The organism is Enterobacter sp. FW301-JW81, assembly GCF_058788735.1.
This window is the reverse complement of the sequence record NZ_JBYTBA010000001.1, coordinates 19009-44022: the sequence shown is the minus strand read 5'-3', so window position 1 is coordinate 44022 and position 25014 is coordinate 19009. Positions and strand designations below refer to the sequence as shown.

25 protein-coding genes and 1 riboswitch are annotated in these 25014 nt (G+C 59.3%); of the genes, 8 read left to right on the top strand and 17 right to left on the bottom strand.

Features of this window, described 5'->3' with window-relative positions:
* Positions 1–5 precede the first annotated feature (5 nt).
* The gene (locus AC3WOK_RS00220; protein ID WP_492353717.1) at positions 6–1112 is read left to right on the top strand and encodes an ABC transporter permease; all 1107 of its coding nucleotides are present in this window, start codon (positions 6–8) and stop codon (positions 1110–1112) included.
* On the opposite strand, the gene AC3WOK_RS00215 is transcribed toward AC3WOK_RS00220, so the two are convergent.
* Positions 1074–1484, bottom strand: coding sequence for a YbhQ family protein (locus AC3WOK_RS00215; protein WP_014883088.1), 411 nt, complete (start codon positions 1482–1484; stop codon positions 1074–1076). The genes AC3WOK_RS00220 and AC3WOK_RS00215 overlap by 39 nt on opposite strands.
* Positions 1485–1617: 133 nt before the next feature.
* On the opposite strand from AC3WOK_RS00215, the gene AC3WOK_RS00210 reads away from it, so the two are divergent.
* The 3 genes from AC3WOK_RS00210 to AC3WOK_RS00200 are packed head-to-tail and all read left to right on the top strand — an operon-like array spanning position 1618 to position 4576.
* A complete protein-coding gene (locus tag AC3WOK_RS00210; RefSeq protein WP_047347024.1) occupies positions 1618–2379 on the top strand; it encodes an endonuclease/exonuclease/phosphatase family protein in 762 nt (253 codons plus the stop codon).
* A complete protein-coding gene (clsB, locus tag AC3WOK_RS00205; RefSeq protein ID WP_063955568.1) occupies positions 2376–3614 on the top strand; it encodes a cardiolipin synthase ClsB in 1239 nt (412 codons plus the stop codon). Before AC3WOK_RS00210 ends, clsB begins: the two co-directional genes overlap by 4 nt.
* The gene (locus tag AC3WOK_RS00200) at positions 3614–4576 is read left to right on the top strand and encodes a lysylphosphatidylglycerol synthase domain-containing protein (RefSeq protein WP_063430019.1); all 963 of its coding nucleotides are present in this window, start codon (positions 3614–3616) and stop codon (positions 4574–4576) included. Before clsB ends, AC3WOK_RS00200 begins: the two co-directional genes overlap by 1 nt.
* An 89-nt stretch (positions 4577–4665) precedes the next feature.
* Here the strand turns inward: AC3WOK_RS00200 and AC3WOK_RS00195 are convergent, their stop codons facing one another.
* From AC3WOK_RS00195 to moaA, 6 genes are all read right to left on the bottom strand, one after another.
* Positions 4666–5373 carry a Bax inhibitor-1/YccA family protein gene (locus AC3WOK_RS00195; protein WP_047347027.1) on the bottom strand — a complete coding sequence of 236 codons (708 nt, stop codon included), beginning with the start codon at positions 5371–5373 and terminating at the stop codon, positions 4666–4668.
* A 64-nt stretch (positions 5374–5437) separates the two neighbouring features.
* Positions 5438–5890, bottom strand: a complete 453-nt coding sequence (moaE, locus tag AC3WOK_RS00190; RefSeq protein ID WP_063955566.1) for a molybdopterin synthase catalytic subunit MoaE — start codon at positions 5888–5890, stop codon at positions 5438–5440.
* Between the two features lies 1 nt (position 5891).
* Positions 5892–6137 carry a molybdopterin synthase sulfur carrier subunit gene (gene moaD / locus AC3WOK_RS00185; protein WP_059310740.1) on the bottom strand — a complete coding sequence of 82 codons (246 nt, stop codon included), beginning with the start codon at positions 6135–6137 and terminating at the stop codon, positions 5892–5894.
* Complete coding sequence (moaC, locus tag AC3WOK_RS00180) at positions 6130–6615, bottom strand: cyclic pyranopterin monophosphate synthase MoaC (RefSeq protein ID WP_492353716.1); 486 nt, start codon at positions 6613–6615, stop codon at positions 6130–6132. The genes moaD and moaC overlap by 8 nt, the downstream gene beginning before the upstream one ends.
* Positions 6616–6618: 3 nt before the next feature.
* Positions 6619–7131 carry a molybdenum cofactor biosynthesis protein B gene (moaB, locus tag AC3WOK_RS00175; RefSeq protein ID WP_059310741.1) on the bottom strand — a complete coding sequence of 171 codons (513 nt, stop codon included), beginning with the start codon at positions 7129–7131 and terminating at the stop codon, positions 6619–6621.
* A 24-nt stretch (positions 7132–7155) separates the two neighbouring features.
* Positions 7156–8145 carry a GTP 3',8-cyclase MoaA gene (moaA, locus tag AC3WOK_RS00170; protein WP_492353715.1) on the bottom strand — a complete coding sequence of 330 codons (990 nt, stop codon included), beginning with the start codon at positions 8143–8145 and terminating at the stop codon, positions 7156–7158.
* Positions 8133–8267, bottom strand: a riboswitch (molybdenum cofactor riboswitch). Its footprint overlaps the gene before it by 13 nt.
* Before the next feature lie 226 nt (positions 8268–8493).
* Between moaA and yvcK the strand changes: the two genes are divergently transcribed.
* Positions 8494–9402, top strand: a complete 909-nt coding sequence (gene yvcK / locus AC3WOK_RS00165) for a uridine diphosphate-N-acetylglucosamine-binding protein YvcK (RefSeq protein ID WP_492353714.1) — start codon at positions 8494–8496, stop codon at positions 9400–9402.
* An 86-nt stretch (positions 9403–9488) separates the two neighbouring features.
* Here the strand turns inward: yvcK and uvrB are convergent, their stop codons facing one another.
* Positions 9489–11504, bottom strand: a complete 2016-nt coding sequence (gene uvrB / locus AC3WOK_RS00160; protein ID WP_492353713.1) for an excinuclease ABC subunit UvrB — start codon at positions 11502–11504, stop codon at positions 9489–9491.
* 752 nt (positions 11505–12256) lie between these two features.
* On the opposite strand from uvrB, the gene AC3WOK_RS00155 reads away from it, so the two are divergent.
* Entirely contained in the window at positions 12257–12979 is a 723-nt protein-coding gene (locus AC3WOK_RS00155; protein WP_447855293.1) for an ABC transporter ATP-binding protein, read from the top strand.
* Here the strand turns inward: AC3WOK_RS00155 and bioD are convergent.
* The 4 genes from bioD to bioB are packed head-to-tail and all read right to left on the bottom strand — an operon-like array spanning position 12942 to position 16569.
* Entirely contained in the window at positions 12942–13643 is a 702-nt protein-coding gene (gene bioD, locus AC3WOK_RS00150) for a dethiobiotin synthase (protein ID WP_492353712.1), read from the bottom strand. The two genes, AC3WOK_RS00155 and bioD, sit on opposite strands and share 38 nt — an antisense overlap.
* Positions 13636–14391 carry a malonyl-ACP O-methyltransferase BioC gene (bioC, locus tag AC3WOK_RS00145; protein ID WP_063955558.1) on the bottom strand — a complete coding sequence of 252 codons (756 nt, stop codon included), beginning with the start codon at positions 14389–14391 and terminating at the stop codon, positions 13636–13638. Before bioC ends, bioD begins: the two co-directional genes overlap by 8 nt.
* Complete coding sequence (gene bioF, locus AC3WOK_RS00140) at positions 14375–15532, bottom strand: 8-amino-7-oxononanoate synthase (RefSeq protein WP_447855290.1); 1158 nt, start codon at positions 15530–15532, stop codon at positions 14375–14377. The genes bioC and bioF overlap by 17 nt, the downstream gene beginning before the upstream one ends.
* Positions 15529–16569: a biotin synthase BioB gene (bioB, locus tag AC3WOK_RS00135; protein ID WP_047347038.1), complete on the bottom strand. Its 1041-nt coding sequence runs from the start codon at positions 16567–16569 to the stop codon at positions 15529–15531. Before bioB ends, bioF begins: the two co-directional genes overlap by 4 nt.
* 86 nt (positions 16570–16655) lie before the next feature.
* On the opposite strand from bioB, the gene bioA reads away from it, so the two are divergent.
* Entirely contained in the window at positions 16656–17945 is a 1290-nt protein-coding gene (bioA, locus tag AC3WOK_RS00130) for an adenosylmethionine--8-amino-7-oxononanoate transaminase (protein ID WP_072250609.1), read from the top strand.
* 48 nt (positions 17946–17993) lie between these two features.
* Positions 17994–18470: a kinase inhibitor gene (locus AC3WOK_RS00125; RefSeq protein WP_059310929.1), complete on the top strand. Its 477-nt coding sequence runs from the start codon at positions 17994–17996 to the stop codon at positions 18468–18470.
* Between the two features lie 84 nt (positions 18471–18554).
* On the opposite strand, the gene hutH is transcribed toward AC3WOK_RS00125, so the two are convergent.
* The 5 genes from hutH to hutI form a co-directional block, all read right to left on the bottom strand.
* Positions 18555–20075 (bottom strand): histidine ammonia-lyase, encoded by a 1521-nt coding sequence (hutH, locus tag AC3WOK_RS00120; RefSeq protein ID WP_059310930.1) that lies wholly within the window; start codon positions 20073–20075, stop codon positions 18555–18557.
* Positions 20075–21760 carry a urocanate hydratase gene (gene hutU, locus AC3WOK_RS00115; RefSeq protein WP_047347042.1) on the bottom strand — a complete coding sequence of 562 codons (1686 nt, stop codon included), beginning with the start codon at positions 21758–21760 and terminating at the stop codon, positions 20075–20077. The genes hutH and hutU overlap by 1 nt, the downstream gene beginning before the upstream one ends.
* A gap of 126 nt (positions 21761–21886) precedes the next feature.
* Positions 21887–22621, bottom strand: coding sequence for a histidine utilization repressor (locus AC3WOK_RS00110; RefSeq protein WP_492354217.1), 735 nt, complete (start codon positions 22619–22621; stop codon positions 21887–21889).
* Between the two features lie 19 nt (positions 22622–22640).
* On the bottom strand, positions 22641–23579 hold the full coding sequence (gene hutG, locus AC3WOK_RS00105; RefSeq protein ID WP_492353711.1) for a formimidoylglutamase: 939 nt from the start codon (positions 23577–23579) through the stop codon (positions 22641–22643).
* A complete protein-coding gene (gene hutI, locus AC3WOK_RS00100) occupies positions 23576–24799 on the bottom strand; it encodes an imidazolonepropionase (protein ID WP_492353710.1) in 1224 nt (407 codons plus the stop codon). Before hutI ends, hutG begins: the two co-directional genes overlap by 4 nt.
* Positions 24800–25014 lie beyond the last annotated feature (215 nt).

Genomic DNA, 25014 nt, shown 5'->3' with positions numbered 1-25014 from the left:
CGAACATGTTTCACCGTTTATGGACGTTAATACGCAAAGAGCTGCAGTCCCTGCTGCGCGAGCCGCAGACGCGCGCCATTCTGGTCTTGCCGGTGCTGATCCAGGTTTTACTGTTCCCGTTTGCCGCCACCCTTGAGGTGACCAACGCCACCATCGCCATTTACAACGAAGACAACGGCAAACATTCCGTCGAGCTGACGCAGCGCTTTGCCCGTGCGAAGGCCTTTACCCACATCCTGCTGCTGAAAAGCCCGCAGGCGATCCAGCCCACTATCGACACGCAAAAAGCGCTGCTGCTGGTGCGTTTCCCGGCGGATTTTTCCCGCAATCTGGACACCTTCCAGACCGCGCCGATGCAGCTTATCCTCGACGGGCGTAACTCCAACAGCGCCCAGATAGCGGCCAACTATCTGCAGCAGGTGGTGAAGGATTACCAGCAGGAGCTGATGGAGGGCAAACCGAAGCCCAACAACACCGAGCTGGTGGTGCGTAACTGGTATAACCCGAATCTGGACTACAAATGGTTTGTGGTGCCATCGCTGATCGCCATGATCACCACCATTGGGGTGATGATCGTCACCTCCCTGTCCGTTGCCCGCGAGCGCGAACAAGGCACGCTGGATCAGCTGCTGGTTTCCCCGCTCGCCACCTGGCAAATCTTCGTCGGCAAAGCGGTGCCGGCGCTGATTGTCGCCACCTTCCAGGCCACCATCGTGCTGGGCGTGGGAATCTGGGCCTATCAGATCCCGTTCGCCGGTTCGCTGGCGCTGTTTTACTTCACGATGGTGATTTACGGGCTGTCGCTGGTGGGGTTTGGGCTGCTGATCTCGGCGCTTTGCTCAACCCAGCAGCAGGCGTTTATTGGGGTGTTCGTCTTTATGATGCCCGCGATCCTGCTCTCGGGGTATGTCTCGCCGGTTGAGAATATGCCGGTGTGGCTACAGGATCTGACGTGGGTAAATCCTATTCGTCACTTTACGGACATCACCAAGCAAATCTATCTGAAGGATGCGAGTCTGGATATTGTCTGGGGAAGTTTGTGGCCGCTACTGGTCATTGCGGCCACGACGGGCTCAGTGGCGTACGCGATGTTTAGACGCAACATTGCGTAGCTTTTTCTCTTTGGTCAGCAATGAGACCACCGCTGGCCCTGCAAGGATAGCCAGACCGGCCAGGGCCAGCAGCAGGTTGTTTTGCAGCACCCGCGACAGCAGCCAAAGCACAATCATCGCGGCACCAAAGTACCAGGTGGTGGTGAGCTCTTCGAGCACGTCACCCACCTCGCGCCAGCGCGCTTCATGGTGACGCTGTAAGAACAGCATCGACAGCACGGTGACGCCATAAAGGACGCATAGCCCCAGGCCAACACGCACCAGCGTGCCGCTCATCCAGCCCATCACCAGTACGGCCACGACCAGTAAATGCAACATTATCTGCCAGCAACTCAGGCCAGTTGCGACACGAACGCGTTGTTGCCACTTCATGGCTTCTCTCCTGAAGGATTTTTCTCTGCTTAGTCAGACTACCGCACTTTACGGAAAATTCCGTAACGCCGCATCTTTTTGTGACGCCGACTACACTTTATTTTCATTGGGATAGTCACTCAGGAAGGAGCTTATGACGAAAAAAATGCAGCATTTCTCGCTTAAGGTGCTGACGATAAACATTCATAAAGGCTTCACAGCATTTAACCGCCGCTTCATTTTACCGGAGCTGCGCGACGCGGTGCGCACCGTCAGCGCGGATATTGTCTGCCTGCAGGAAGTGATGGGCGCGCACGAAGTGCATCCGCTCCACTTTGAGAACTGGCCCGACACGCCGCACTATGAATTTCTGGCCGACACCATGTGGAGTGATTACGCCTACGGCCGCAACGCGGTCTATCCGGAAGGGCATCACGGCAACGCGGTGCTGTCCCGTTACCCGATTGAATACTACGAAAACCGCGACGTTTCCGTCGGGGAGAGTGAAAAACGCGGGCTGCTTTACTGCCGCATTACGCCGCCCGATCTTGCCCTTCCCATCCATGTCGGCTGCGTTCATCTGGGCCTTCGCGAAGCCCATCGTCAGGCGCAGCTGAACATGCTGGCCGAATGGGCCAATGCGCTTCCCGAGGGTGAACCGGTGGTGGTGGCCGGCGATTTCAACGACTGGCGACAGCGGGCAAACCATCCGCTGAAGGTGGATGCCGGACTGGAGGAAATTTTCACCCGGGCGAACGGCAGGCCTGCGCGCACCTTCCCGGTCCGTTTCCCGCTGCTTCGGCTTGACCGGATCTACGTGAAAAACGCCCACGCCAGCAGCCCGACCGCCCTGGCGCTCCTCAACTGGCGGCATCTTTCCGACCATGCCCCGCTCAGCGCGGAGATCCACTTATGAAATGTTCCTGGCAGGAAGGCAACCGGATCACGCTGCTGGTCAACGGGGATGAGTATTATCCGGCCGTGTTCAAAGCCATTGATAACGCTCAGCAGAAGGTGATCCTCGAAACCTTTATCTGGTTCGAAGACAACGTTGGCAAGCAGCTGCACAGCGTGCTGCTGCGCGCCGCCCGGCGCGGCGTCAAAATTGAAGTGCTGCTTGATGGCTATGGCTCGCCGGATCTCAGCGACGCGTTTGTCAATGAACTGACCGCCGCGGGCGTGGTGTTCCGCTACTACGATCCCGGCCCTCGCCTGTTCGGCATGCGTACCAACCTTTTCCGCCGGATGCACCGCAAAATTGTGGTGGTGGATGAGACGGTGGCGTTCGTCGGCGGCATTAACTACTCCGCTGAACATATGTCCGACTACGGCCCGGAAGCGAAGCAGGATTACGCCATTCGCATTGAAGGCCCGGTGGTGCAGGACATCTTGCTGTTTGAGCTGGAGAACCTGCCGGGTAAAGAGGCCGTTCGCCGCTGGTGGAAACGCCGCCATCGCCCGGAAGAGAACCGGAAGCCCGGCGAAGCGCAGGCGCTTTTCGTCTGGCGGGATAACGGCGAGCACCGGGACGACATTGAACGTCATTATCTTAAGATGCTCGCCAACGCGAAGCGCGAGGTCATCATCGCCAACGCCTACTTTTTCCCGGGCTATCGCCTGCTGCATGCCATGCGCAATGCGGCCCGGCGCGGCGTGCGCGTGAAGCTGATTGTGCAGGGCGAGCCGGATATGCCCATCGTCAAAGTCGGGGCGCGGCTGCTGTATAACTACCTGGTGAAGGGCGGCGTACAGATTTACGAATATCGCCGTCGGCCGCTGCACGGCAAGGTCGCGCTGATGGACGATCACTGGGCCACCGTGGGCTCCAGCAACCTCGATCCGCTGAGCCTATCGCTCAACCTTGAAGCCAATCTGATCATTCACGATCGCCAGTTTAATCAGACCCTGCGGGATAACCTGCAGGCCTTGATCGTCAATGACTGCGTGCGCGTGGATGAATCGATGGTTCCCAAACGCACCTGGTGGAACCTCGGCATCAGCGTGGTGGTGTTCCACTTCCTGCGTCACTTCCCGGCGATGGTCGGCTGGCTGCCGGCGCACACGCCGAAGCTGGCGCAGGTGGACCCGCCGGTACAGCCCGAAATGGAAACCCAGGACCGTGTTGAAGCGGAAGAGGGAGGCAAACCCTGATGTCGAAATCACATCCGCGCTGGCGGCTGGCAAAAAAGATCCTGACCTGGCTGTTTTTCATCGCCGTCGCGGTTCTGCTGGTGGTCTACGCGCAGAAGGTTGACTGGGAAGAAGTGTGGAAAGTTATCCGCAACTATAACCGGATGGTGCTGCTGGGCGCGACAGGGCTGGTTATCGTGAGCTATCTGATGTACGGCTGCTATGACCTGCTTGGCCGCGCCTACTGCGGCCACAAGCTGGCCAAGCGTCAGGTGATGCTGGTGTCGTTTATTTGTTATGCCTTCAACCTGACCCTGAGCACCTGGGTCGGGGGGATTGGCATGCGCTATCGCCTTTACTCGCGCCTCGGGCTGCCTGGCGGGACGATTACGCGCATTTTTTCCCTGAGCATCACCACCAACTGGCTGGGCTATATTCTGCTCGGCGGGGTGATCTTCACCATCGGCGTGGTACAGCTGCCCGCGCACTGGTATATCGATGAAACCACCCTGCGCATACTGGGCATCGTACTGCTGCTGATTATTGCCGTGTATCTCTGGGCCTGCGCGTTTGCAAAGCGCCGCCATATGACCATTAAGGGGCAAAAGCTGGTATTACCCTCGTGGAAGTTCGCGGTGCTGCAGATGGCCGTGTCCAGCGCCAACTGGATGGCGATGGGGGCGATTATCTGGCTGCTCATTGGTGAAGACGTGAATTACTTCTTCGTGCTGGGCGTGCTGCTGGTGAGCAGTATTGCCGGGGTGATCGTGCATATTCCGGCGGGGATCGGCGTGCTCGAGGCGGTCTTTATTGCGTTGCTTGCGGGGGAGCATGTCTCTCAGGGAACGATTATCGCCGCCCTGCTGGCGTACCGCATGCTGTATTACTTCCTGCCGCTGGCGCTGGCAACGGTCTGTTATCTGGTGCTGGAGAGCCGGGCGAAGAAGCTGCGGGCGAAGAACGAGAAGGCGATGGCGAAGTAAATAAGTCGGGTGGCGGCTTCGCCTTACCCGACCTACGGTTCGCATTTCGTAGGCCGGGTAAGGCGAAGCCGCCACCCGGCAAAACAACTTTAACGTCGGTTGCCTAAAATCCGCAGCAACATCAGGAACAGGTTGATGAAGTCCAGATACAGCGTCAGCGCGCCCAGGATCGCGTATTTGCGCAGGTTTGAACTGTCGCGCACGTCAATCTGCTCGCCGATGTTTTTCAGCTTCTGGGTGTCATACGCCGTCAACCCAACGAAGATCACCACCCCGATGTAGGTCACGGCCCACATCAGCGCTTCGCTCTTCAGCCACAGGTTCACCAGCGACGCCAGCACAATCCCGATCAGCCCCATAAACAGCATGCTGCCAAAGCCGCTCAGATCGCGCTTCGTGGTGTAGCCGTAGAGGCTCATCGCACCGAACATCCCGCCGGCCACCACGAAGGTGCTGGCGATGGAAGAGTAGGTGTAAACGATGAAAATGCTGGAAAGCGTCAGCCCCGTCAGCGCCGAATAGAGCATAAACAGGGTTGTTGCCATTCCGGCGCTCAGCTTTTGCACCAGACCCGAAAGCACAAACACCAGCGCCAGCTGTGCGATAATCAGCCCAAAGAAGGTGATTTTGCTGGAGAAGATAAACATCATCAGTTCAGGCGTATTCGCCGCATACCACGCGATAAACGCGGTAAGCAGCAGGCCAACCGTCATCCAGCCATAGACCTGAGCCATATACGTCTGCAGCCCGCTACGGGTCTGCTGTACTATTGAATCGGAACGCGGAAATCGGTCCATGATTCACTCCTGATTAAGATTAAGTAGACACACACGTTAAGATTAACACATCCACGTAAACCGACTACCAACGGCTGGCGGCCTGTTTATCGCTGTCGCGAGATTCAACCCACCGATCGCCTTCCGGCGTGGCCTCACGCTTCCAGAACGGCGCTTTGGTTTTGAGGTAATCCATAATGAACTCACCTGCCGCAAACGCGCTGCTGCGGTGTGCGCTGGTCACCCCGACAAAAACAATCTCCTCGCCGGGCCACATCTCGCCGATGCGGTGAATCACCGTGACGCGTCCGAGCGGCCAGCGGCCTCGCGCCTCGACCACAATCTCCGCCAGCGATTTCTCGGTCATGCCTGGATAGTGCTCCAGCGTCAGCGCCTTCACGCTGTCGCCGAGGTTGTGGTTGCGCACTTTACCGGTGAAGGTCACGACCGCACCATCTTCGTCACGCTCTGCCAGCCAGCTGTATTCTGTACCGACGCTGAAGCGCTCGGGACCTACCAGAATTCGGGTCTCAGCCATCTCAGCCCCCCGTTACCGGTGGGAAGAAGGCCACTTCATCCCCTGCCTTCAGAGGATGGGTGAACTCCACCAGCGTCTGGTTAACGGCGGCCAGCAGCTTGCCTTCGTCCAGCGCCAGCGCCCAGCGGTCGCCTTGTGCCGCCAGATGCGCGCGCAGGGCGGCAACGTTTTCAAATGGCGCGTCCAGCGTCAGGCTGTCGGTGTTGACCAGCTCGCGCACCTGCGCAAAAAAGAGCACCTTAATCATGACTGTCCACCTTAAAATCACCGGATTTGCCGCCGCTTTTTGCCAGCAGGCGAACCGGGCCAATCACCATATCTTTCTGCACCGCTTTGCACATGTCGTAGATGGTCAGCGCGGCGACAGAGGCCGCCGTCAGCGCTTCCATCTCCACGCCGGTTTTCCCGGTTAAGCGGCAGAGCGATTCAATGCGCACGCGGCTGTGCTCCGGCTGCGCCTGAAGATTTACTTCCACTTTACTCAGCATCAGCGGGTGGCACAGCGGGATGAGATCCCAGGTGCGCTTGGCGGCCTGAATACCCGCGATGCGCGCGGTAGCAAACACGTCACCCTTGTGGTGACTGCCGTCGATAATCATCGCCAGGGTTTCCGGCAGCATGGTGACGAACGCTTCGGCGCGCGCCTCGCGCACCGTTTCCGCTTTGGCGGAGACATCCACCATATGCGCTTCGCCAGCGGCGTTAATGTGGGTCAGTGGTGACATAGCTTATTTCTTTAAATGGGGATGGAAATTACACGGACGGGTTCGGGCATCCAGCTGCGGGGCAATAATATTGTCCCATGCGGTGCGGCAGGCCTTCGTCGAGCCGGGCATGGCGAAAATCAGGGTGTTGTTTGCCACACCGGCCACCGCGCGCGACTGCAGCGTGGAGGTACCAATCTCTTCAAAGGAGAGCATACGGAACACTTCGCCGAAGCCTTCCACTTCGCGATCGAACAGCGGGAGCAGCGCTTCGGGCGCCTGGTCGCCTGCGGTAAAGCCGGTGCCGCCGGTAATCAACACGACCTGCACCTCATCACCGGCGATCCACTGCGAAACCTGCGCGCGAATGGCATAGCGGTTTTCTTTGACGATCGCTTTATCGACAACCTGATGCCCCGCGTCATGGGCCGCCTCGCGCAGCCAGTGGCCGGAGGTGTCATCCTCTTCGCCACGGCGGTCGGAAACGGTAAGAATGGCAATACGTGTCGGGATAAATTCCGCGCTGACCTGACTCATCTTATGATTCCCTCTTAAGCCTGATTACCCGCCAATGTAAGACAGGTTTTGAGTAATGCCGGTGTTGCCCTGATGCAGGAAGTGGGTCTGTTTTTTGTGCGTCAGAGCCTCTGAGATACGCGCTTCAAGGGCGCTCTGCTGGGCATCATCTTCCAGCAGATCGCGCAGCTCGACGCCGCCGTCGCCAAACAGGCATAAATGCAGCTTGCCCACGGAGGAGACGCGAAGACGGTTACAGCTGGCGCAGAAGTCTTTCTCATAGGGCATGATCAGCCCAATTTCCCCGTCATAGTCCGGGTGGCAGAAGACCTGCGCTGGGCCGTCGCTGCGCTGGCGGATCTGATGGATCCAGCCGCGCTTCAGCAGCTCGTCGCGCAGCACCATGCCGGAGATATGATGGCGGCGGAACAGCTCGCTCCCCTCGCCCGTCTCCATCAGCTCAATAAAGCGCAGTTGAATGGGGCGAGATTTGATCCACGCCAGGAAGGTGTCCAGCTGATGGTGGTTGACGTCGCGCATCAGCACCGTGTTGACTTTGACCTTCTCGAATCCGGCGCTAAACGCCGCGTCGATGCCGTCCATCACCTGGCGGAATTTATCCTGACCGGTAATGGCGTGAAACTGGCGGGCATCCAGGCTGTCCACGCTGACGTTGATGGCGGTCAGGCCGGCATCACGCCAGGCGACCACGTCGCGGGCCATACGGTATCCGTTGGTGGTTACCGCAATCTGACGAATGCGTTCGTTTTCACGCACGGCGGCAATGATGTCGGGAAAATCGCGACGCAGCGAAGGTTTTCCGCCGGTCAGACGCACTTTTTCGGTGCCGAGCTCAGAGAAGGCGCGCGTGACGCGGCGCACTTCATCCACGGAGAGAAAGCCGTTATTGGTGACGCTGCCCGGTTTGTAGCCGTCGGGCAGGCAGTAGGTGCAACGGAAGTTGCACACGTCGGTAATCGACAGACGTAAGTAATAAAACTTACGCGCGAAAGCATCAGTAAGTTGTGAAGCCATGTACACCTTTCCAGATATGGGAGGCACAGTCATTTCTTTCTGTACCCTGGTGGCATATTCGCCACGGCCAGAGCGCCATATCTTTCGACACAGGCACAAAGGCTAGAGTGTATGTTTTCAAATTTGAAAACGTGGTTATGGCGATAGTAGCGCGTAAATCAACTCTTCGCTATTCTCGCTTAACGCTATATAAACAACTACATAACGACATAATTGTGTATTTTCACTACAGAATACGCAAAAACAGCATCTTCGCATTGATATGCGTCATTTTGCGTCCGGTGAGGCATCGTCTTTTAGGGGTAGTTAGGGTAGTGTTACGCACATTGAACGTGATAAGGAATGTGTATGCGCAATCGCACTTTTGCGGATCTTGACCGTGTGGTCGCACTCGGCGGAGGCCACGGTCTGGGCCGGGTGATGTCCTCTTTGTCTTCACTCGGCTCAAGGCTGACAGGGATCGTGACCACAACGGATAACGGCGGCTCTACGGGGCGCATCCGACGTGCAGAAGGGGGGATCGCCTGGGGCGATATGCGCAACTGTCTGAACCAGCTGATTACCGAACCTAGCGTTGCATCTGCAATGTTTGAGTACCGTTTCGGCGGTAACGGCGAACTTTCCGGGCATAACCTCGGAAATTTAATGCTTAAAGCTCTGGATCACCTGAGCGTGCGCCCGCTGGAAGCCATCAATTTGATACGAAATCTGCTGAAAGTGGATGCGTTCCTTATCCCGATGTCTGAGCAGCCGGTCGATCTGATGGCCATCGACGCGGAAGGTCATGAAGTTTACGGCGAGGTGAATATCGATCAGCTCATTCTGCCGCCGAAAGAGCTGATGACCTACCCAAGCGTTCCCGCCACGCGCGAAGCGGTTGAGGCCATTGCTGAAGCGGATGTGATCCTGATCGGTCCGGGCAGTTTTTACACCAGCCTGATGCCTATTTTGCTGGTGAAAGAGCTGGCCCAGGCGCTGCGCCGCACCCCTGCCCCGATGGTCTACATCGGTAACCTGGGGCGCGAACTGAGCCCGGCCGCCGCAAGCCTGTCGCTGGCGGACAAGCTGAGCCTGATGGAGCAGTACGTCGGGAAGAAAATTATCGACGGCGTGGTGGTGGGGCCGAAAGTCGGCGTGTCCGGGATTGGGGATCGTCTGGTGGTGCAGGAGCCGCTGGAGGCCAGCGATATTAAATATCGCCATGACCGCCATCTGCTGCGCGAAGCGCTGGAGAAGGCGATTCAGGCGCTGGGTTAACAACCCCCGGTGGCGCTGCGCTTACCGGGGCTACAGGGGGCACTTAACCCTTAGGCCCGGTAAGCGCAGCGCCACCGGGCAAGAAGCTACGATGCTGCAATAAACAGATCCCGCAGCTGATGAAGCTGGTCGCGGATCTGCGCCGCCTCTTCGAACTCCAGGTTCTGCGCGTGCTGCATCATCTGCCCTTCCAGCTCGTGGATCTTCTGCTGCAGCGCTTTCGGCGTCAGCACGACGGTATCTTCTTCCACCACTGAACGCGCCTTGCCGCGGCCTTTCGCTTTGGTTTTGGCAATGTTCTGACCCAGCGCCAGAATATCGACCACCTTCTTGTTCAGCCCCTGCGGAGTAATGCCGTGCTCTTCATTGTAGCGCTGCTGCTTCTCGCGACGGCGCTCCGTTTCGCCAATCGCTTTCGCCATCGACGGGGTGATTTTGTCACCGTACAGAATCGCTTTGCCGTTGACGTTACGCGCGGCGCGGCCAATAGTCTGGATCAGAGAGCGCTCAGAACGCAGGAAGCCCTCTTTATCCGCATCCAGGATCGCCACCAGCGAGACTTCCGGCATATCCAGACCTTCTCGCAGCAGGTTGATCCCCACCAGCACGTCAAACTCGCCCAGACGCAGGTCGCGGATAATCTCCATTCGCTCCACGGTATCGATATCCGAGTGCAGATAACGCACCTTCTCGCCGTGCTCTTCGAGGTACTCGGTCAGGTCTTCCGCCATGCGCTTGGTGAGCGTGGTTACCAGCACGCGCTCGTTGATGGCGGAACGGGCACGGATCTCGGAGAGCAGATCGTCCACCTGCGTCGCCACGGGACGCACCTCGATAATCGGGTCCAGCAGCCCGGTCGGACGCACCACCTGGTCAACCACGTCCTCGCCGGATTTCTCCAGCTCGTAGTTCCCCGGCGTTGCCGACACGTAGATGGTCTGCGGGGCCAGCGCCTCGAATTCTTCAAACTTCATCGGGCGGTTATCCAGCGCCGACGGCAGGCGGAAGCCGTACTCCACCAGCGTCTCTTTACGCGCGCGGTCACCGCGATACATCCCGCCAATCTGCGGGATAGTGACGTGGGATTCATCGATCACCAGCAAACCGTCTGCCGGAAGATAGTCAAACAGCGTCGGCGGTGGCTCGCCCGGCCCGCGGCCGGAGAGGAAACGGGAGTAGTTTTCGATGCCGGAGCAGTAGCCCAGCTCGTTCATCATCTCCAGATCAAACTGGGTACGCTGGCTCAGGCGCTGCTCTTCCAGCAGCTTGTTGTTGGCCAGCAGCACCTTACGGCGCTCGGCCAGCTCCACTTTGATCTCTTCCATCGCCTGCACGATACGCTCGCGCGGCGTCACGTAGTGCGTTTTCGGGTAGATGGTGAAGCGCTGGATCACCGACTCAATGTGTCCCGTCAGCGGGTCGAACAGCGAGAGGCGCTCGACCTCTTCGTCAAACAGCTCAACGCGCAGCGCCATATCGTCCGATTCCGCCGGGAAGATGTCGATCACTTCACCGCGCACGCGGAACGTCCCGCGCTGGAACGCCTGGTCGTTACGGGTGTACTGCAGCTCCGCCAGACGGCGCAAAATCGCCCGCTGGTCGATGATCATCCCCTGCGTCAGGTGCAGCATCATCTTCAGATACAGATCCGGGTCGCCCAGACCGTAGATAGCGGAAACCGACGCCACAACGACCACATCGCGACGCTCAAGCAGCGCCTTCGTGGCTGAAAGACGCATCTGCTCAATGTGCTCGTTTACCGAAGCATCTTTCTCAATGAAGGTGTCAGAGCTCGGCACATAGGCTTCGGGCTGGTAGTAATCGTAGTAGGAGACGAAATACTCCACCGCGTTGTCCGGGAAGAACTCTTTCATCTCGCCGTAAAGCTGCGCGGCCAGGGTTTTGTTGGGTGCCAGCACCATCGTGGGGCGCTGCAGGTCAGCGATGACGTTGGCGATGGTAAACGTTTTGCCGGAACCGGTTACCCCCAGCAGCGTCTGGTGTGCCAGCCCATCTTCCAGCCCCTCTTCCAGACGGCGGATGGCCTCGGGCTGATCCCCCGAAGGACGGAAAGCAGAATTCAATTTGAACGGTTTACTCATGGGCGACAACCTGATGACGTTATAAGCGGCAGGTGAGTAATTTTACTCGTTGTGGCCAGGAATGCCAGTAAAAAACACTGGATGAAAAACCAGTAGCATGTCACGATATTTAGAGTAGCGCCTGAATGATTAGCGCGATAGCGGCCAAAATTTGGACTGTGACAACATAAAACACCAGTCAGATCAGGTTATCCCCAGAACTTTTTCTTTTTTAACATTTGTCAAGCCAGGTAATGATAGTTTTATGGCAACGGGTGACACTTTCATGACGGGAATTGCTTTTATCTAACCAGTTAAATTATAAACGATATTTTCTAAAGCCGCGTTTCGCGCCAATTTGGGCGAAAGCCGCGTCGCCTCTCGCTTATCGCGTGTTTTCTAACTCTAATGCACATGGTTATCCACAGGAATAGTGGATAACTGCTTCCAGCCCATGCAGACAGGCGCTCGGCAAATTCCCGGATTTTCCCACGAAGCGGCAGGAAAAAATTTTTATAGCTATTTTTTGATGATTAACAGTTGAGTCATTCATAACCAACCGATGAGATATTGCTCACATTTTCATCATTTCTGACCCTGCACCACAACTCACCACCGCCGGCACCGTCGATGTGCAATCCCTCTGGTTTTACACTGCTCTCCTGTTACTTATTCCTAAAAAAGACGCTTTTTTAGTCACTTTGCGCTTTCTGGCAGGGGTTTTGCACAATCCAGAACGTGCCTCACCTACACACATTTTTAAGGAGAGAAAGATGTTGAGTCTGCGTGCAGTGAACCAATTTTACGGAAGCCAACATACGCTATGGAACGTGGATTTAGATTTTCCGCAAGGGATGTGTACAGGCGTCGTTGGCCTGCCGGGAATGGGGAAAACCACCCTCATGAATTGCATTGCCGGGAAAGTGCCCGTCGAAAGCGGCACCATCATCTGGCATGAGGCGGGCGCGCCGCCGCGTGATTTGCTAAGCCAGGTGCCAGAACAGCGTTCAGGGCCGGGGATAGGCTATGTCCCGCAGGACAGGCGGATCTTCTCCCAGCTGACGATTGAGGAGAATTTGCATATCGCCATGCGGGCGATGGGCAAGCCCGACCCGGAAGCGAAAAGTGAGGTGTATGACCTGTTCCCGGAACTCTACGCGCTGCGTCAGACCCGGGGCAACGCCCTTTCGCCAGACGACCAGTACCAGCTGGCCCTGGCCAACGCGCTGGTAAACCGTCCGCGGATGCTGATTCTGGACGAGCCCCTGCACGGCGCAGGCCACGGTTTCGCGCATAAGCTGGGACAGCTGCTGGTGCGCTTAAACCGAGAGCTGGGGATGACGGTGCTGCTGGCTGAACAGCAACTGTCGTTTATTCGCCGGGTGGCGGATCGTTTTTGCATGCTTTATCGCGGGCGTAACGTGGCCCAGGGCCACGTTAACGAACTGGACGATGAGCTTATTGCCCACTGGATGTCGCTGGAAGCAAGGCGCTGAGGTCAAGATAGCGCCCGGTTTCGGCACGTTCGGCATCCTCCGCAAGCCACGGGATCTCCCCGAGGAATGGGGCGGGAAGCACCCGCTTGAGCGTTGCCAGGTACTCCTGATGCCGCTTGCCGGGGGCAACCACGTCGTTGGCTATCCAGCCCGCCAGGCGCAGTCCTGCCTGCGAAACGGCCTGGGCGGTCAACATAGCATGGTTGATACAGCCGAGCTTCACCCCTACGACCAGAATGACCGGGAGCTGCTCGCGTTGCACCCAGTCAGCAAACGTCTGCTCCTGCGAGAGCGGCGTAAACCAGCCGCCTGCGCCCTCCACCAGCACCCAGTCCGCCTGGCGTTCCAGCGCGCGTAATCCGGCCGAGAGCACGGTGAAATCAATCGGACGACCTTCGTCGGCGCTGATGATATGCGGCGACGTCGGCTCGGCAAAGGTGTACGGATTCACCGCTGAATAGGCGAGCTCAAGCGTGCTGTTCCGCTGGAGCGCCAGCGCGTCGGTGTTGCGCAACCCTTCCGCCGTCATCTCGCTGCCGGAAGCAACCGGCTTATACCCGGCGGTGTTTTTCCCAAGCTTTCGCGCCGCCTGAAGCAGCGCGGCGCTGGCAACCGTTTTACCCACTTCCGTATCCGTTCCGGTGACAAAATAGCGTTCAGCCACGTTCGATAACCCCATGAAAAAGTTGATAAGAGAGCGGGAAATGTCCCCGCGCCTGCGGCCAGGCCTGCTCCAGACGCTGCAGTTGACCCCGGGTGAGCGGTTTTTTCTCGCGTCCGGTATGCAGATGCGTGGCGCCAATCCCCTTCAGCGAGCGCATGGCGCTGAGCGCGTCGCTGAAATTGAGGGTGATGGTCTGCATCGCGCTGCGATAGCGCCGGCCTGCCAGCGCCTGCGTGACCCGCTCGTGTGATAAAAACCGGTTGGCGTGCGGCTGGCGATCTACCGCCCTCCAGGCCTGATTCAGCTCCGGTAACGAGCTTTCCAGCAGAGTGGTAAACGCCACGCTCCCGCCCGGACGCGCCACGCGGTAAAGCTCGCTTAAGGCCTGCGGCAGGCTGCTGCACCACTGCACGGCGAGATGGCTCCAGACCAAATCAAATTGCGCATCCGCCAGCGGAATCGCTTCGATATCACCGACCAGATAACGGTGCGCAGCCTGCTGCTGACGTGCCTCCGCAAGCATGTCGGATGACAGGTCGAGAGCCGTAACCTGGCCTCCCGCTTCGCGCCAGTAGCGGCTATTCCCGCCGGGACCGCACCCGGCGTCAAGCACCTGGGTAAAACGCGTCTCGCCAAGCAGCGCCAGCAGCCCCTCTGCGCTCTGGCGCTGAAGCTCATCGTGTTGTGAATAGCTGCGCGCGGCACGGCCAAACGCCGCCGCAATGGCCTGCTTATTGACGGGCGACATTCAGCGCCTCCAGAAGGGCATCAATATCCTCTGCTTCGTGCGCCGCCGTGAGCGTCAGGCGCAGGCGGGCGGTACCCGGCGGCACGGTGGGCGGACGAATGGCCGTCACCCACATCCCCCGCTCGCGCAGCGCGTGCGCCAGCGTGAGCGCCAGGCTGTTTTCACCGACGATCGCCGGCTGGATCGCGCTCTGCGAATCGGTGCTCAGGAAGGGAAGCTGTGCCAGGCCCTGACGAAAACGCTGGATATGTTCCGCCAGACGCGCCCGGCGTTCATCGCCTTCTGCGCTGCGGATCACCGCCAGGGACGCTGACAGCGCCACGGCCTGCGCGGGCGGCATGCTGGTGCTGTAGATCAAATGCCGGGCAAACTGCAGCAGATAATCGGCGACGGGTTCGCTGCACAGCACGGCGGCCCCGCTCACGCCAAAGCCTTTGCCGAAGGTGACAACCAGCAGCTCCGGCTTCACGTTTTGCAGATGCGCGCTGCCGCGCCCTTCGTCGCCCATCACGCCAGTGCCGTGGGCATCATCAACCAGCAGCCAGGCGTTTTGCCGCTTTGCGGCGTCGTGCAGCGCGGCAAGCGGCGCGCTGTCGCCATCCATACTGAACACCCCTTCCGTGACCACCAGCTGCTGCCCGTTACAGGGTTTATCCAGCAGCGCAGCGAGTTGCCCCGCATCGTTATGGGCGAAGCGGCGCAGCTGAGCCGGGCTTAAATTTGCCGCCTCCAGCAGGGAAGCGTGGCTTAAGCGGTCGGCGACAATGCGGTCGTCCTTGCCCATCAGGGCTGCAATGACCGCCTGATTGGCCGCAAAACCCGAGATAAACAGCAGCGCGCGCGGGTAGCCCAGCCAGTCGGCAAGCTCCTCCTCCAGCGCCCGGTGCGCCGTGGTGTATCCGCTGACGTGCCCGGAGCCGCCGCTGCCCACGCCGTACCGCTCCGCGCCCTGCTGCCAGGCGCGGATAATGGCCGGATGCTGGCTCAGCCCGAGATAATCGTTGCTGGAGAAGTTACAAAACCGCCGGTTCTCACGGGTAAGAAAACGGCCTGCGCCGTTTTCGACTACCCTGCGTACGCGAAACGCCTCTGCCGCCCGCCGCTCGTCGAGCGCGGAATGGATACGTGCCTCCCAGGTCATACGGCTGCCGCGTTGTAGAACTGGTCGGTGTCGGCGTTAAAAATCTGCTGCTCCAGCTGCTGCTGTTGCTCGTTATCGCCGGTCAACACCCCGGTCTGATGTGGGTTCAGCCCCAGCTTGCGGAACAGCTGAACGTCTTTGTCCTCTTCCGGGTTCGGCGTGGTCAGCAGCTTGCAGCCGTAGAAGATGGAGTTGGCCCCGGCCATAAAGCACATCGCCTGGGTCTGCTCGCTCATCTGTTCACGGCCCGCAGAGAGGCGAACGTACGAGGTCGGCATCATGATGCGCGCCACCGCGATGGTGCGGATAAAGTCAAACGCGTCCACGTCGTCGTTATCCGCCAGCGGCGTGCCTTTGACCTTCACCAGCATGTTGATCGGCACGCTTTCCGGCGGGGTCGGCAGGTTCGCCAGCTGCAGCAGCAGACCGGCGCGATCTTTCACCGTTTCACCTAAGCCCACGATGCCGCCCGAGCACACCTTGATCCCCGCGTCACGCACTTTATCAAGCGTGTCCAGACGCTCCTGATAGGTACGGGTGGTGATGATGTTGCCGTAAAACTCCGGCGAGGTGTCGAGGTTGTGGTTGTAGTAGTCCAGCCCGGCCGCCGAGAGGCGCTGCGCCTGCTCATCGTTCAGCGTGCCCAGCGTCATACAGGCTTCAAGGCCCATCTCCTTCACGCCCTTCACCATCTGCTCCAGATACGGCATGTCGCGATCGTGCGGATTCTTCCACGCCGCCCCCATGCAAAAGCGGGTCGAGCCAGCGTTTTTCGCCTTACGCGCGGAGTCGAGCACCTGCTCAACTTCCATCAGCCGTTCGGATTCCAGGCCAGTTTTATAGCGCGCGCTCTGCGGGCAATATTTGCAGTCTTCCGGGCAGGCGCCGGTCTTGATCGACAACAGCGTGCTGACCTGAACGTGGCGAGGATCGAAGTGCTGACGGTGCACCTGTTGGGCTTCGAACATCAGCTCAAGGAAAGGTTTATTGAATAATTCAGTAACTTGCGACATCGTCCAGCGTGCGTGGTGAGCCATTGGGCTTCTCCAAAGGGTTTTGTTAATTTTCGGTTCGGTTTATACTTGTAAACCTAAAACTTTTCAAAATGGTTTACAAGTCGATTATGACCCAGGACGATCTCGCCTTCGACAAGCAGCATATCTGGCACCCTTACACCTCCACCACCCGCCCCCTGCCCGTCTATCCGGTAGCTTCGGCCCACGGCTGCGAGCTGCACCTCGCCAGCGGCGAGCAGCTGGTTGACGGGATGTCCTCCTGGTGGGCGGCCATTCACGGGTACAACCACCCACGCCTGAATGCGGCGATGAAAGCGCAGATTGACCAGATGTCGCACGTGATGTTTGGCGGAATCACCCATCAGCCCGCCGTGGATTTGTGCCGCCGGCTGGTGGCGATGACGCCTGACTCGCTGGAGTGCGTGTTCCTGGCCGATTCCGGCTCCGTGGCGGTGGAAGTGGCGATGAAAATGGCGCTGCAGTACTGGCATGCAAAAGGCGAAACGCGCCAGCGGTTCCTCACCTTCCGCAACGGCTATCACGGAGATACCTTCGGGGCGATGTCGGTGTGCGATCCGGACAACTCCATGCACAGCCTGTGGAAAGGCTACCTGCCGGAAAACCTGTTTGCTCCGGCCCCGCAGAGCCGCTTCGACGGCGAGTGGAACGAGATGGACATGGTCGGCTTCGCGCGGCTGATGGCGGCGCATCGTCACGAGATTGCTGCCGTCATTCTTGAACCTATCGTGCAGGGCGCAGGCGGAATGCGGATGTACCACCCGGAATGGCTGAAGCGTATTCGCAAGATGTGCGACCGCGAGGGCATTCTGCTGATTGCCGATGAGATCGCGACCGGTTTTGGCCGCACCGGCAAGCTGTTTGCCTGCGAACATGCGGGTATCGCCCCGGATATTCTTTGCCTGGGCAAAGCGCTCACCGGCGGCACCATGACGCTCTCCGCCACGCTAACCACCCGTCACGTCGCCGATACCATCAGCGACGGCGAAGCGGGCTGCTTCATGCATGGCCCAACGTTTATGGGCAACCCGCTGGCCTGCGCGGTCGCGAGCGAAAGCCTTGCGATTCTGGAGAGCGGCGAGTGGCGAACGCAGGTTGCAGCGATTGAAGCGCAACTGAAGGATGAGCTGAGCGCCGCCTCGGGGGCGAGTTTCGTGGCGGACGTCCGCGTGTTGGGCGCCATCGGGGTGATTGAAACCACCCATCCGGTGAATATGGCGGCGCTGCAGCGCTTCTTCGTGGACCAGGGCGTGTGGGTACGGCCCTTCGGCAAGCTTATCTACCTGATGCCGCCGTATATCATTACGCCCGTTCAGCTGCGCAAGCTCACCGCCGCCGTCGTCGAAGCCGTTAACAACCCCGCGCATTTCACGATTTAACCCTATGCGTTACACTTCCTGTACGAGTGATTAGCGAGGGTAAACCGTATGAAAATCATCAGTAAAGATCTGCGCGACGGCGAAAAACTCCCGGAACGCCACGTGTTCAACGGCATGGGGTACCAGGGAGACAATATCTCCCCGCACCTGGCGTGGGATGAGGTTCCGGCCGGCACCAAAAGCTTTGTCGTCACCTGTTACGACCCGGATGCGCCTACCGGCTCCGGCTGGTGGCACTGGATAGTGGCGAACCTGCCCGCCGATACGCGCGTCCTGCCGCAGGGGTCCGGCTCTGACCTGGTTGCCCTGCCTGAAGGCGCCATTCAGACGCGCACCGATTTTGGTAAAGCGGGCTACGGCGGCGCGGCGCCGCCAAAAGGGGAAACCCACCGCTATATCTTCACGGTGCACGCGCTGGATGTGGACAAGATTGAGGTGGATGAAGGCGCGAGCGGCGCAATGGTAGGGTTTAACGTGCATTTCCATACGCTCGGGAGCGCGTCGATTACGGCGATGTACTCGTAAAAAAAGCCGGGTGGCGGCTACGCCTTACCCGGCCTACATTTCGGATTCGTAGGCCCGGTAAGCGCAGCGCCACCGGGCAAAAAATCACAGCACCTGCGGCAACAACCCCACCAGACGCCCTTCTTCCAGAAGCTGCATCGCCTTATCAATATCCGGCGCAAAGAAGCGGTCATCATCGTAATGCGATACGTGCTCGCGCAACGTCTGACGCGCCTGCTCGAGCAGCGGGCTGGATTTCAGTCCTTCACGCAGGTCGATACCCTGACACGCCGCCAGCCATTCTACCGCCAGCACGCCACGGGTGTTGGAGGCCATCTCCCAAAGGCGACGTCCGGCGGCAGGCGCCATAGAGACATGATCTTCCTGGTTGGCAGAGGTCGGCAGGCTGTCCACGCTGTGCGGGTGCGACAGGGCTTTGTTCTCGCTTGCCAGCGCCGCCGCGGTCACCTGGGCAATCATAAAGCCCGAGTTGACCCCGCCGTTACGCACCAGGAACGGTGGCAGCTGGGACATATGTTTATCCATCATCAGCGCAATGCGGCGCTCGGACAACGCGCCGACTTCGGCAATCGCCAGCGCGATATTATCCGCCGCCATTGCCACCGGCTCGGCGTGGAAGTTACCGCCGGAGACCACCTCGTTTTCCTGCGCGAACACCAGCGGGTTATCGGACACCGCGTTGGCTTCCACCAGCAGCACCTCCGCCGCCTGGCGCAGCTGGGTCAGACACGCGCCCATCACCTGCGGCTGGCAGCGCAGGGAATACGGATCCTGCACCTTGTCACAGTTGTGGTGTGAGTCCGCGATTTCACTGCTGTCGGTAAGTACGTGACGGTACATGCTGGCCGCATCAATCTGCCCGCGCTGGCCGCGCACGTCGTGGATGCGGGCATCGAACGGTCGACGTGAGCCCAGCACGGCTTCGGTGGTCAGCGCACCGCACACCACCGCCGAGGCAAACAGGTCTTCAGCTTCAAACAGGCCGCGCAGCGCGAAGGCGGTCGACGCCTGCGTGCCGTTAAGCAAAGCCAGCCCCTCTTTCGCCGCCAGCGTGATCGGGGTTAATCCCGCTTTTTTCAGCGCCTCTTTCGCGGGGAGCCACTCGCCCTGCCAGCGCGCTTTGCCTTCACCCAGCAGCAGCAGCGACATGTGCGCCAGCGGTGCAAGATCGCCGGAAGCGCCAACGGAACCTTTCGCCGGGATCCACGGATAGACTTCCGCATTCACCAGCGCCATCAGCGCCTGGATCACGCTCAGGCGAATGCCGGAGAAGCCGCGCGCCAGGCTGTTGATTTTGAGCACCATCATCAGACGGACAATTTCATCGTCCAGCGGCTGGCCGACGCCCGCCGCATGCGACAGCACCAGCGAGCGCTGTAAGTTTTCCAGATCGTGTGTCGCGATGCGGGTCTGCGCCAGCAGCCCAAAGCCGGTGTTAATGCCGTAGGCGGTGCGCCCTTCGGCAACAATCGCCTCCACGCAGGCCACGCTGTCGTTAATGGCGGCGTGGGCGCTTTCATCCAGCGAAAGGGTAACCGGTTTGCGCCAGACGCTACGCAGCTGTTTGAGCGTCAGCGAGCCGGGAGTGAGTGTTAATGCGTTCATTATTGCTTTCCTTGTGTGGCAGGGATCATCGGCAGGTTCAGTCCCTGCTCTTTGGCACAGTCAATCGCAATGTCATAACCCGCATCCGCGTGACGCATCACGCCGGTTGCCGGGTCGTTGTGCAATACGCGGGCGATACGCGCGGCGGCTTCATCGGTTCCGTCACAAACAATGACCATCCCGGAATGCTGGGAGAAGCCCATTCCTACGCCGCCACCGTGGTGCAGCGATACCCAGGTCGCGCCGCTGGCGGTATTCAACAGGGCGTTCAGCAGCGGCCAGTCGGAGACCGCATCGGAGCCGTCGCGCATGGCTTCCGTTTCGCGGTTCGGGCTGGCGACGGAGCCGGAGTCCAGATGGTCGCGGCCGATAACAATCGGCGCGGAGACTTCGCCGCTGCGTACCATTTCGTTAAAGGCCAGGCCCAGCTTTTGCCGCCACTCCAGCCCTACCCAGCAGATACGCGCCGGTAAGCCCTGGAAGTTAATGCGCTCGCGGGCCATGTCCAGCCAGTGGTGAAGGTGCTCGTCATCCGCGACGATCTCCTTCACTTTGGCATCGGTTTTGTAGATATCTTCCGGATCGCCGGACAGGGCAACCCAGCGGAAAGGACCGATGCCGCGGCAGAACAGCGGGCGGATATAGGCCGGGACGAATCCCGGGAAATCGAACGCGTTATTCACGCCCATCTCTTTTGCCATCTGGCGGATGTTGTTGCCGTAATCAAAGGTCGGAATGCCCATCTGGCTAAAGGCCAGCATGGCGGAGACGTGTTCTGCCATGGAACGTTTAGCGGCAAGCACCGTGCCTTCCGGATCGGTTTCCGCTTTCTGCTGATAGGCTTCCCACGTCCAGCCTTTTGGCAGATAGCCGTGCAGCGGGTCGTGCGCGCTGGTCTGGTCGGTCACGAGATCCGGGCGCACGCCGCGGGCGACGAGTTCAGGAAGAATGTCCGCCGCGTTGCCGCACAGAGCAATCGAGACCGCTTTGCCTTCGGCGGTGTATTTTTTGATGCGCGCCAGCGCATCGTCCAGGCTGGTTGCCTGTTCATCGACGTAACGGGTACGCAGACGGAAATCAATACGGCTCTGCTGGCACTCAATGTTCAATGAACATGCACCGGCAAGCGTGGCGGCCAGCGGCTGCGCGCCGCCCATGCCGCCGAGACCCGCGGTCAGCACCCAGCGGCCTTTCAGCGAGCCGTTATAGTGCTGGCGGCCGGCTTCCACGAAGGTTTCGTAGGTGCCCTGCACAATCCCCTGGCTGCCGATGTAGATCCAGCTGCCCGCGGTCATCTGGCCATACATCGCCAGCCCTTTGGCGTCGAGTTCGTTGAAATGTTCCCAGGTGGCCCAGTGCGGCACGAGGTTAGAGTTGGCGATCAGCACGCGCGGCGCGTTCTTGTGCGTTTTAAACACGCCCACCGGCTTGCCGGACTGCACCAGCAGGGTTTCGTCGTGTTCGAGTTCGGTCAGGGATTTTACAATTGCGTCATAGCATTCCCAGTTGCGCGCAGCGCGGCCTATGCCGCCGTAGACCACCAGCTCGTGGGGATTTTCCGCCACCTCAGGATCAAGGTTGTTCATCAACATGCGCAGCGGTGCTTCGGTGAGCCAGCTTTTGGCGGTAAGAGTGGTGCCGCGCGCGGCGCGGACATCCTGCTGGCGGTATTTACCTGACGACATTGTGTGCTCCTCATACGGGACAGTGATGCATTTAGATATACTTGTATAGACAAGCACACACAAGGTCAGATTTAACAAAAAAGATACAATTTTGTTATATTGCGTTAGCTATCACGCTTTTAAAACTTATGACATAAAGTGGCCCTGCAGCCGGTACCGGTTACCGGGGAAAAGCAGCCGGGCATGCGACACGATGTGCGACGAGGACCAGGTGCGACGGCGGATCAGCAGGCACGGATCGTCTTCTTTAATGCGCAGCCGTTCACACTCCTGCGGCGTGGCGCGCACGGCTTCCACAATGTGCTCCCCTTCCGTCAGCGGTGCGACAAGCGAGAGATACGCGTGCGGCGTGGTTTGGGTGTAATCCTGGTCCAGATAGTCCGGTATCCGTTCAGCGTTAACGCAGCGATCTTCAATCTGTACCGGAATGTCGTTTTCGAAATGCACCATCACGGAGTGGAAGATACGGCTTCCCTCCTTGACGTTAAGCTCTGTGGCCTGCTCTGCGCTGGCCTGGGTTTCCTCAAGCACCAGCACCTCACAGCGGTGCTGATGATTACGCGCGGCAATCTCGTCCGCAATGCTGCGGATTTCAAACAGGGCGGATTGCCCTTTCGGCTCCGCCACAAACGTCCCGACGCCCTGCAGGCGCACCAGAAGGCCTTCGTCGGTCAGTTCGCGCAGCGCCCGGTTGACGGTCATCCGGCTAAAACCAAACTGCGCCACCAGGTCGGCCTCCGACGGAATGCGGTCGTGCGGCCGCCAGACGCCGGTGGCGATTTTTTCGCTTATCGCCTGCTTCACCTTTTCGTAGAAAGGCGCGGGAGGACTCGACTGCGGCAGCGGTGAGCGTGAAAACATCATGACTCCTTAAACGGTGTTATGCCCACCAGTGAGCAATTTGCCAGGCCAGACGGGCGGCGAGCTTTGCGCCCTGTCCGTCCCGATCGTACTGCGGGTTAAACTCTACCAGATCGGCGGCCTGTAGCTTACCGCTTCGACAGATATGTTCGATAATGGGCAGAAGATCCAGGGCCGGTATGCCTAACGCTGCCGGTGCGGAAACGGCGGGCATTTCGCTGGCGGGCAGAACGTCCAGATCGATTGTCAGGTAGATGCGATCGGCCTGTGCCAGCACCATTTCCAGGGAAGATAGCGCATCGCGTCTGAAATGGAGATCTTCCACCAGCGTGACGTTCAGGCGTTCAGCCTCATCCCACAGTGCCTGCGTGTTCGCCGCCCGGCTCACGCCAAGGCAGGCGTAGCGAAATTCCCGGCCGCGTGCTTCACAGTAGTTTGCCAGCTGGCGAAACGGCGTGCCGGATGTCGCGCGGTCGGCCCTGCGCAGGTCAAGATGTGCATCGAGATTTATCACCGCCACGCGCTCGTTCGGGAAGGCATCCAGAATGCCCCGTCCGTGCGCCCAGGCGGTTTCGTGCCCGCCGCCAAAGACCAGCGTGCGCATGCCGGACCGCTGGCAGGCCGTGACGGCATCGGTTAACGCCTGCTGCGCCGCTTCCAGCTCGGCACCTTCAACGAACACCGAGCCCATATCCGCCAGCCGCTCGTGTCCCTGATGGCTGGCCATATTTGCCAGCGCTTTTCGCAGCATATCCGGTGCATGCACGGCACCGGGCCTGCCCTGATTGCGCTTGACCCCTTCATCACACTCAAAGCCTATCAGCGCAATGCCGGATGGCAGAGGAGCAAACTGCGCCTGCTGTCGTATCGTCTGAAAAATACGCTTTGCGCTGCTGGCCTCGGCGCTGTCGTCTCGCCCCTGCCAGACCGTTTCGGCTACGGGCCGCCATAGCTTCATACTGCCTCCCCACGGAAAATACGTTGATACAGCGGATTGCGTCCCGGCTCGTAGACCATCTCCACCGGATGGTGTGCATCCCAGACGATGAAATCAGCGACAAACCCTGCCCGCAGCTGCCCGTGGGTTGCGCCACGGCCCAGCGCCTGCGCGGCATGGCGCGTGACGCCAGCCCAGGCCTCTTCAGGCGTCAGGCCAAACTGGACACAGGCCATATTCATCGCCAGGTGCAGGCTCGCAAACGGGCTGGTGCCCGGGTTATAGTCGGTGGCAACGGCCATCGGCACGCCCTGTTTTCTGAGCAGTTCCACCGGCGGACGCTGGCGCTCCTGAAGAAAATAGAACGCGCCGGGTAGCAGTACCGCCACCGTACCGCTTTGCGCCATCGCCTGAATGCCTGCGTCATCAAGATATTCGATATGATCGGCCGACAGCCCGTGATATCGGCTGACCAGCGCCGCTCCGCCCAGATTTGAAAGCTGCTCCACATGACCTTTCACCGGAATCCCGAGCGCAGTCGCCGCCTGGAAGAGGCGCTCGGTTTGCGACGGCGTAAAGCCGACGTTTTCACAAAATACGTCGACCGCTTCAAACAGCTCTTTTTGCCACAGCGCGGGCATGATCTGCTCGCAGACCAGCGCGAGGTACGCATCCGGATCCTGTCGGTATTCCGCCGGCACCGCGTGCGCGGCTAGCAGCGTTGGGCTGATATCGATCGGGTTATTGAGGCTCAGCTGGCGTGCAACCTGCAGCATCTTCTCTTCGGCGTCGGCGTTTAGCCCGTATCCGGACTTGATCTCAACCGTAGTGACGCCTTCATTCATCAGCCGCTGCAGCCGCTGCTGCGCCAGTTGAAGCAGGGTTTCGGGGGTGCTGCAGCGCGTCGCCGTCACGGTAGCGTTAATCCCGCCCCCCTGCGCGCTGATGGTTTGGTAAGAGACGCCGTTCAGACGCTGCTCCCACTCCGCCGCGCGATCGCCGCCAAATACCAGGTGGGTATGGCAGTCAATCAGGCCCGGCGTCACCAGACGCCCCTGAAGATCAACGCAGTGACGGTGCCCGCCAGGAATATCAGATTCAGGGATCGCGGCAACAATGGTGTGTCCGCGCACGACCAGGGCGTGTTGCTCTTTTAGTCCATAAGGCGCGCAGACATCCGGAGCCATTGTCGCCAGTCGCGCGTTTCGCCATATTACATCGTCGGGATGAAGCTGCTGCATGGGGCATTCCACTTGTCATGGGTTGTATAGACATTTATTTTCATCTGCTGTCTGCTGTCAACCGACTTTGTGGAAATTGTTATTTATTTGTGATCACTTACCTGCCGATCCAGGGCTAAAAATGCAACTTTTACCCTTTTTATCTTCCCGTTTCGCTCAACTTAGTATAAAAAAGCAGGCTATTTCGTCTATCCCGTTTAAGACTTGCATACCCA

Coding starts and splice junctions, on each gene's coding strand:
- bioC (WP_063955558.1), bottom strand. CDS start 14,391: ATGTCGCCCGTCAATAAGCAGGCCATTGCGGCGGCGTTTGGCCGTGCC.
- AC3WOK_RS00200 (WP_063430019.1), top strand. CDS start 3,614: ATGTCGAAATCACATCCGCGCTGGCGGCTGGCAAAAAAGATCCTGACC.
- yvcK (WP_492353714.1), top strand. CDS start 8,494: ATGCGCAATCGCACTTTTGCGGATCTTGACCGTGTGGTCGCACTCGGC.
- moaA (WP_492353715.1), bottom strand. CDS start 8,145: ATGGCTTCACAACTTACTGATGCTTTCGCGCGTAAGTTTTATTACTTA.
- bioF (WP_447855290.1), bottom strand. CDS start 15,532: ATGACCTGGGAGGCACGTATCCATTCCGCGCTCGACGAGCGGCGGGCG.
- AC3WOK_RS00210 (WP_047347024.1), top strand. CDS start 1,618: ATGACGAAAAAAATGCAGCATTTCTCGCTTAAGGTGCTGACGATAAAC.
- hutG (WP_492353711.1), bottom strand. CDS start 23,579: ATGAAGCTATGGCGGCCCGTAGCCGAAACGGTCTGGCAGGGGCGAGAC.
- AC3WOK_RS00220 (WP_492353717.1), top strand. CDS start 6: ATGTTTCACCGTTTATGGACGTTAATACGCAAAGAGCTGCAGTCCCTG.
- uvrB (WP_492353713.1), bottom strand. CDS start 11,504: ATGAGTAAACCGTTCAAATTGAATTCTGCTTTCCGTCCTTCGGGGGAT.
- moaE (WP_063955566.1), bottom strand. CDS start 5,890: ATGGCTGAGACCCGAATTCTGGTAGGTCCCGAGCGCTTCAGCGTCGGT.
- moaD (WP_059310740.1), bottom strand. CDS start 6,137: ATGATTAAGGTGCTCTTTTTTGCGCAGGTGCGCGAGCTGGTCAACACC.
- clsB (WP_063955568.1), top strand. CDS start 2,376: ATGAAATGTTCCTGGCAGGAAGGCAACCGGATCACGCTGCTGGTCAAC.
- moaC (WP_492353716.1), bottom strand. CDS start 6,615: ATGTCACCACTGACCCACATTAACGCCGCTGGCGAAGCGCATATGGTG.
- AC3WOK_RS00195 (WP_047347027.1), bottom strand. CDS start 5,373: ATGGACCGATTTCCGCGTTCCGATTCAATAGTACAGCAGACCCGTAGC.
- moaB (WP_059310741.1), bottom strand. CDS start 7,131: ATGAGTCAGGTCAGCGCGGAATTTATCCCGACACGTATTGCCATTCTT.
- AC3WOK_RS00155 (WP_447855293.1), top strand. CDS start 12,257: ATGTTGAGTCTGCGTGCAGTGAACCAATTTTACGGAAGCCAACATACG.
- AC3WOK_RS00215 (WP_014883088.1), bottom strand. CDS start 1,484: ATGAAGTGGCAACAACGCGTTCGTGTCGCAACTGGCCTGAGTTGCTGG.
- bioA (WP_072250609.1), top strand. CDS start 16,656: ATGACCCAGGACGATCTCGCCTTCGACAAGCAGCATATCTGGCACCCT.
- hutU (WP_047347042.1), bottom strand. CDS start 21,760: ATGTCGTCAGGTAAATACCGCCAGCAGGATGTCCGCGCCGCGCGCGGC.
- hutI (WP_492353710.1), bottom strand. CDS start 24,799: ATGCAGCAGCTTCATCCCGACGATGTAATATGGCGAAACGCGCGACTG.
- AC3WOK_RS00125 (WP_059310929.1), top strand. CDS start 17,994: ATGAAAATCATCAGTAAAGATCTGCGCGACGGCGAAAAACTCCCGGAA.
- bioB (WP_047347038.1), bottom strand. CDS start 16,569: ATGGCTCACCACGCACGCTGGACGATGTCGCAAGTTACTGAATTATTC.
- hutH (WP_059310930.1), bottom strand. CDS start 20,075: ATGAACGCATTAACACTCACTCCCGGCTCGCTGACGCTCAAACAGCTG.
- AC3WOK_RS00110 (WP_492354217.1), bottom strand. CDS start 22,621: ATGTTTTCACGCTCACCGCTGCCGCAGTCGAGTCCTCCCGCGCCTTTC.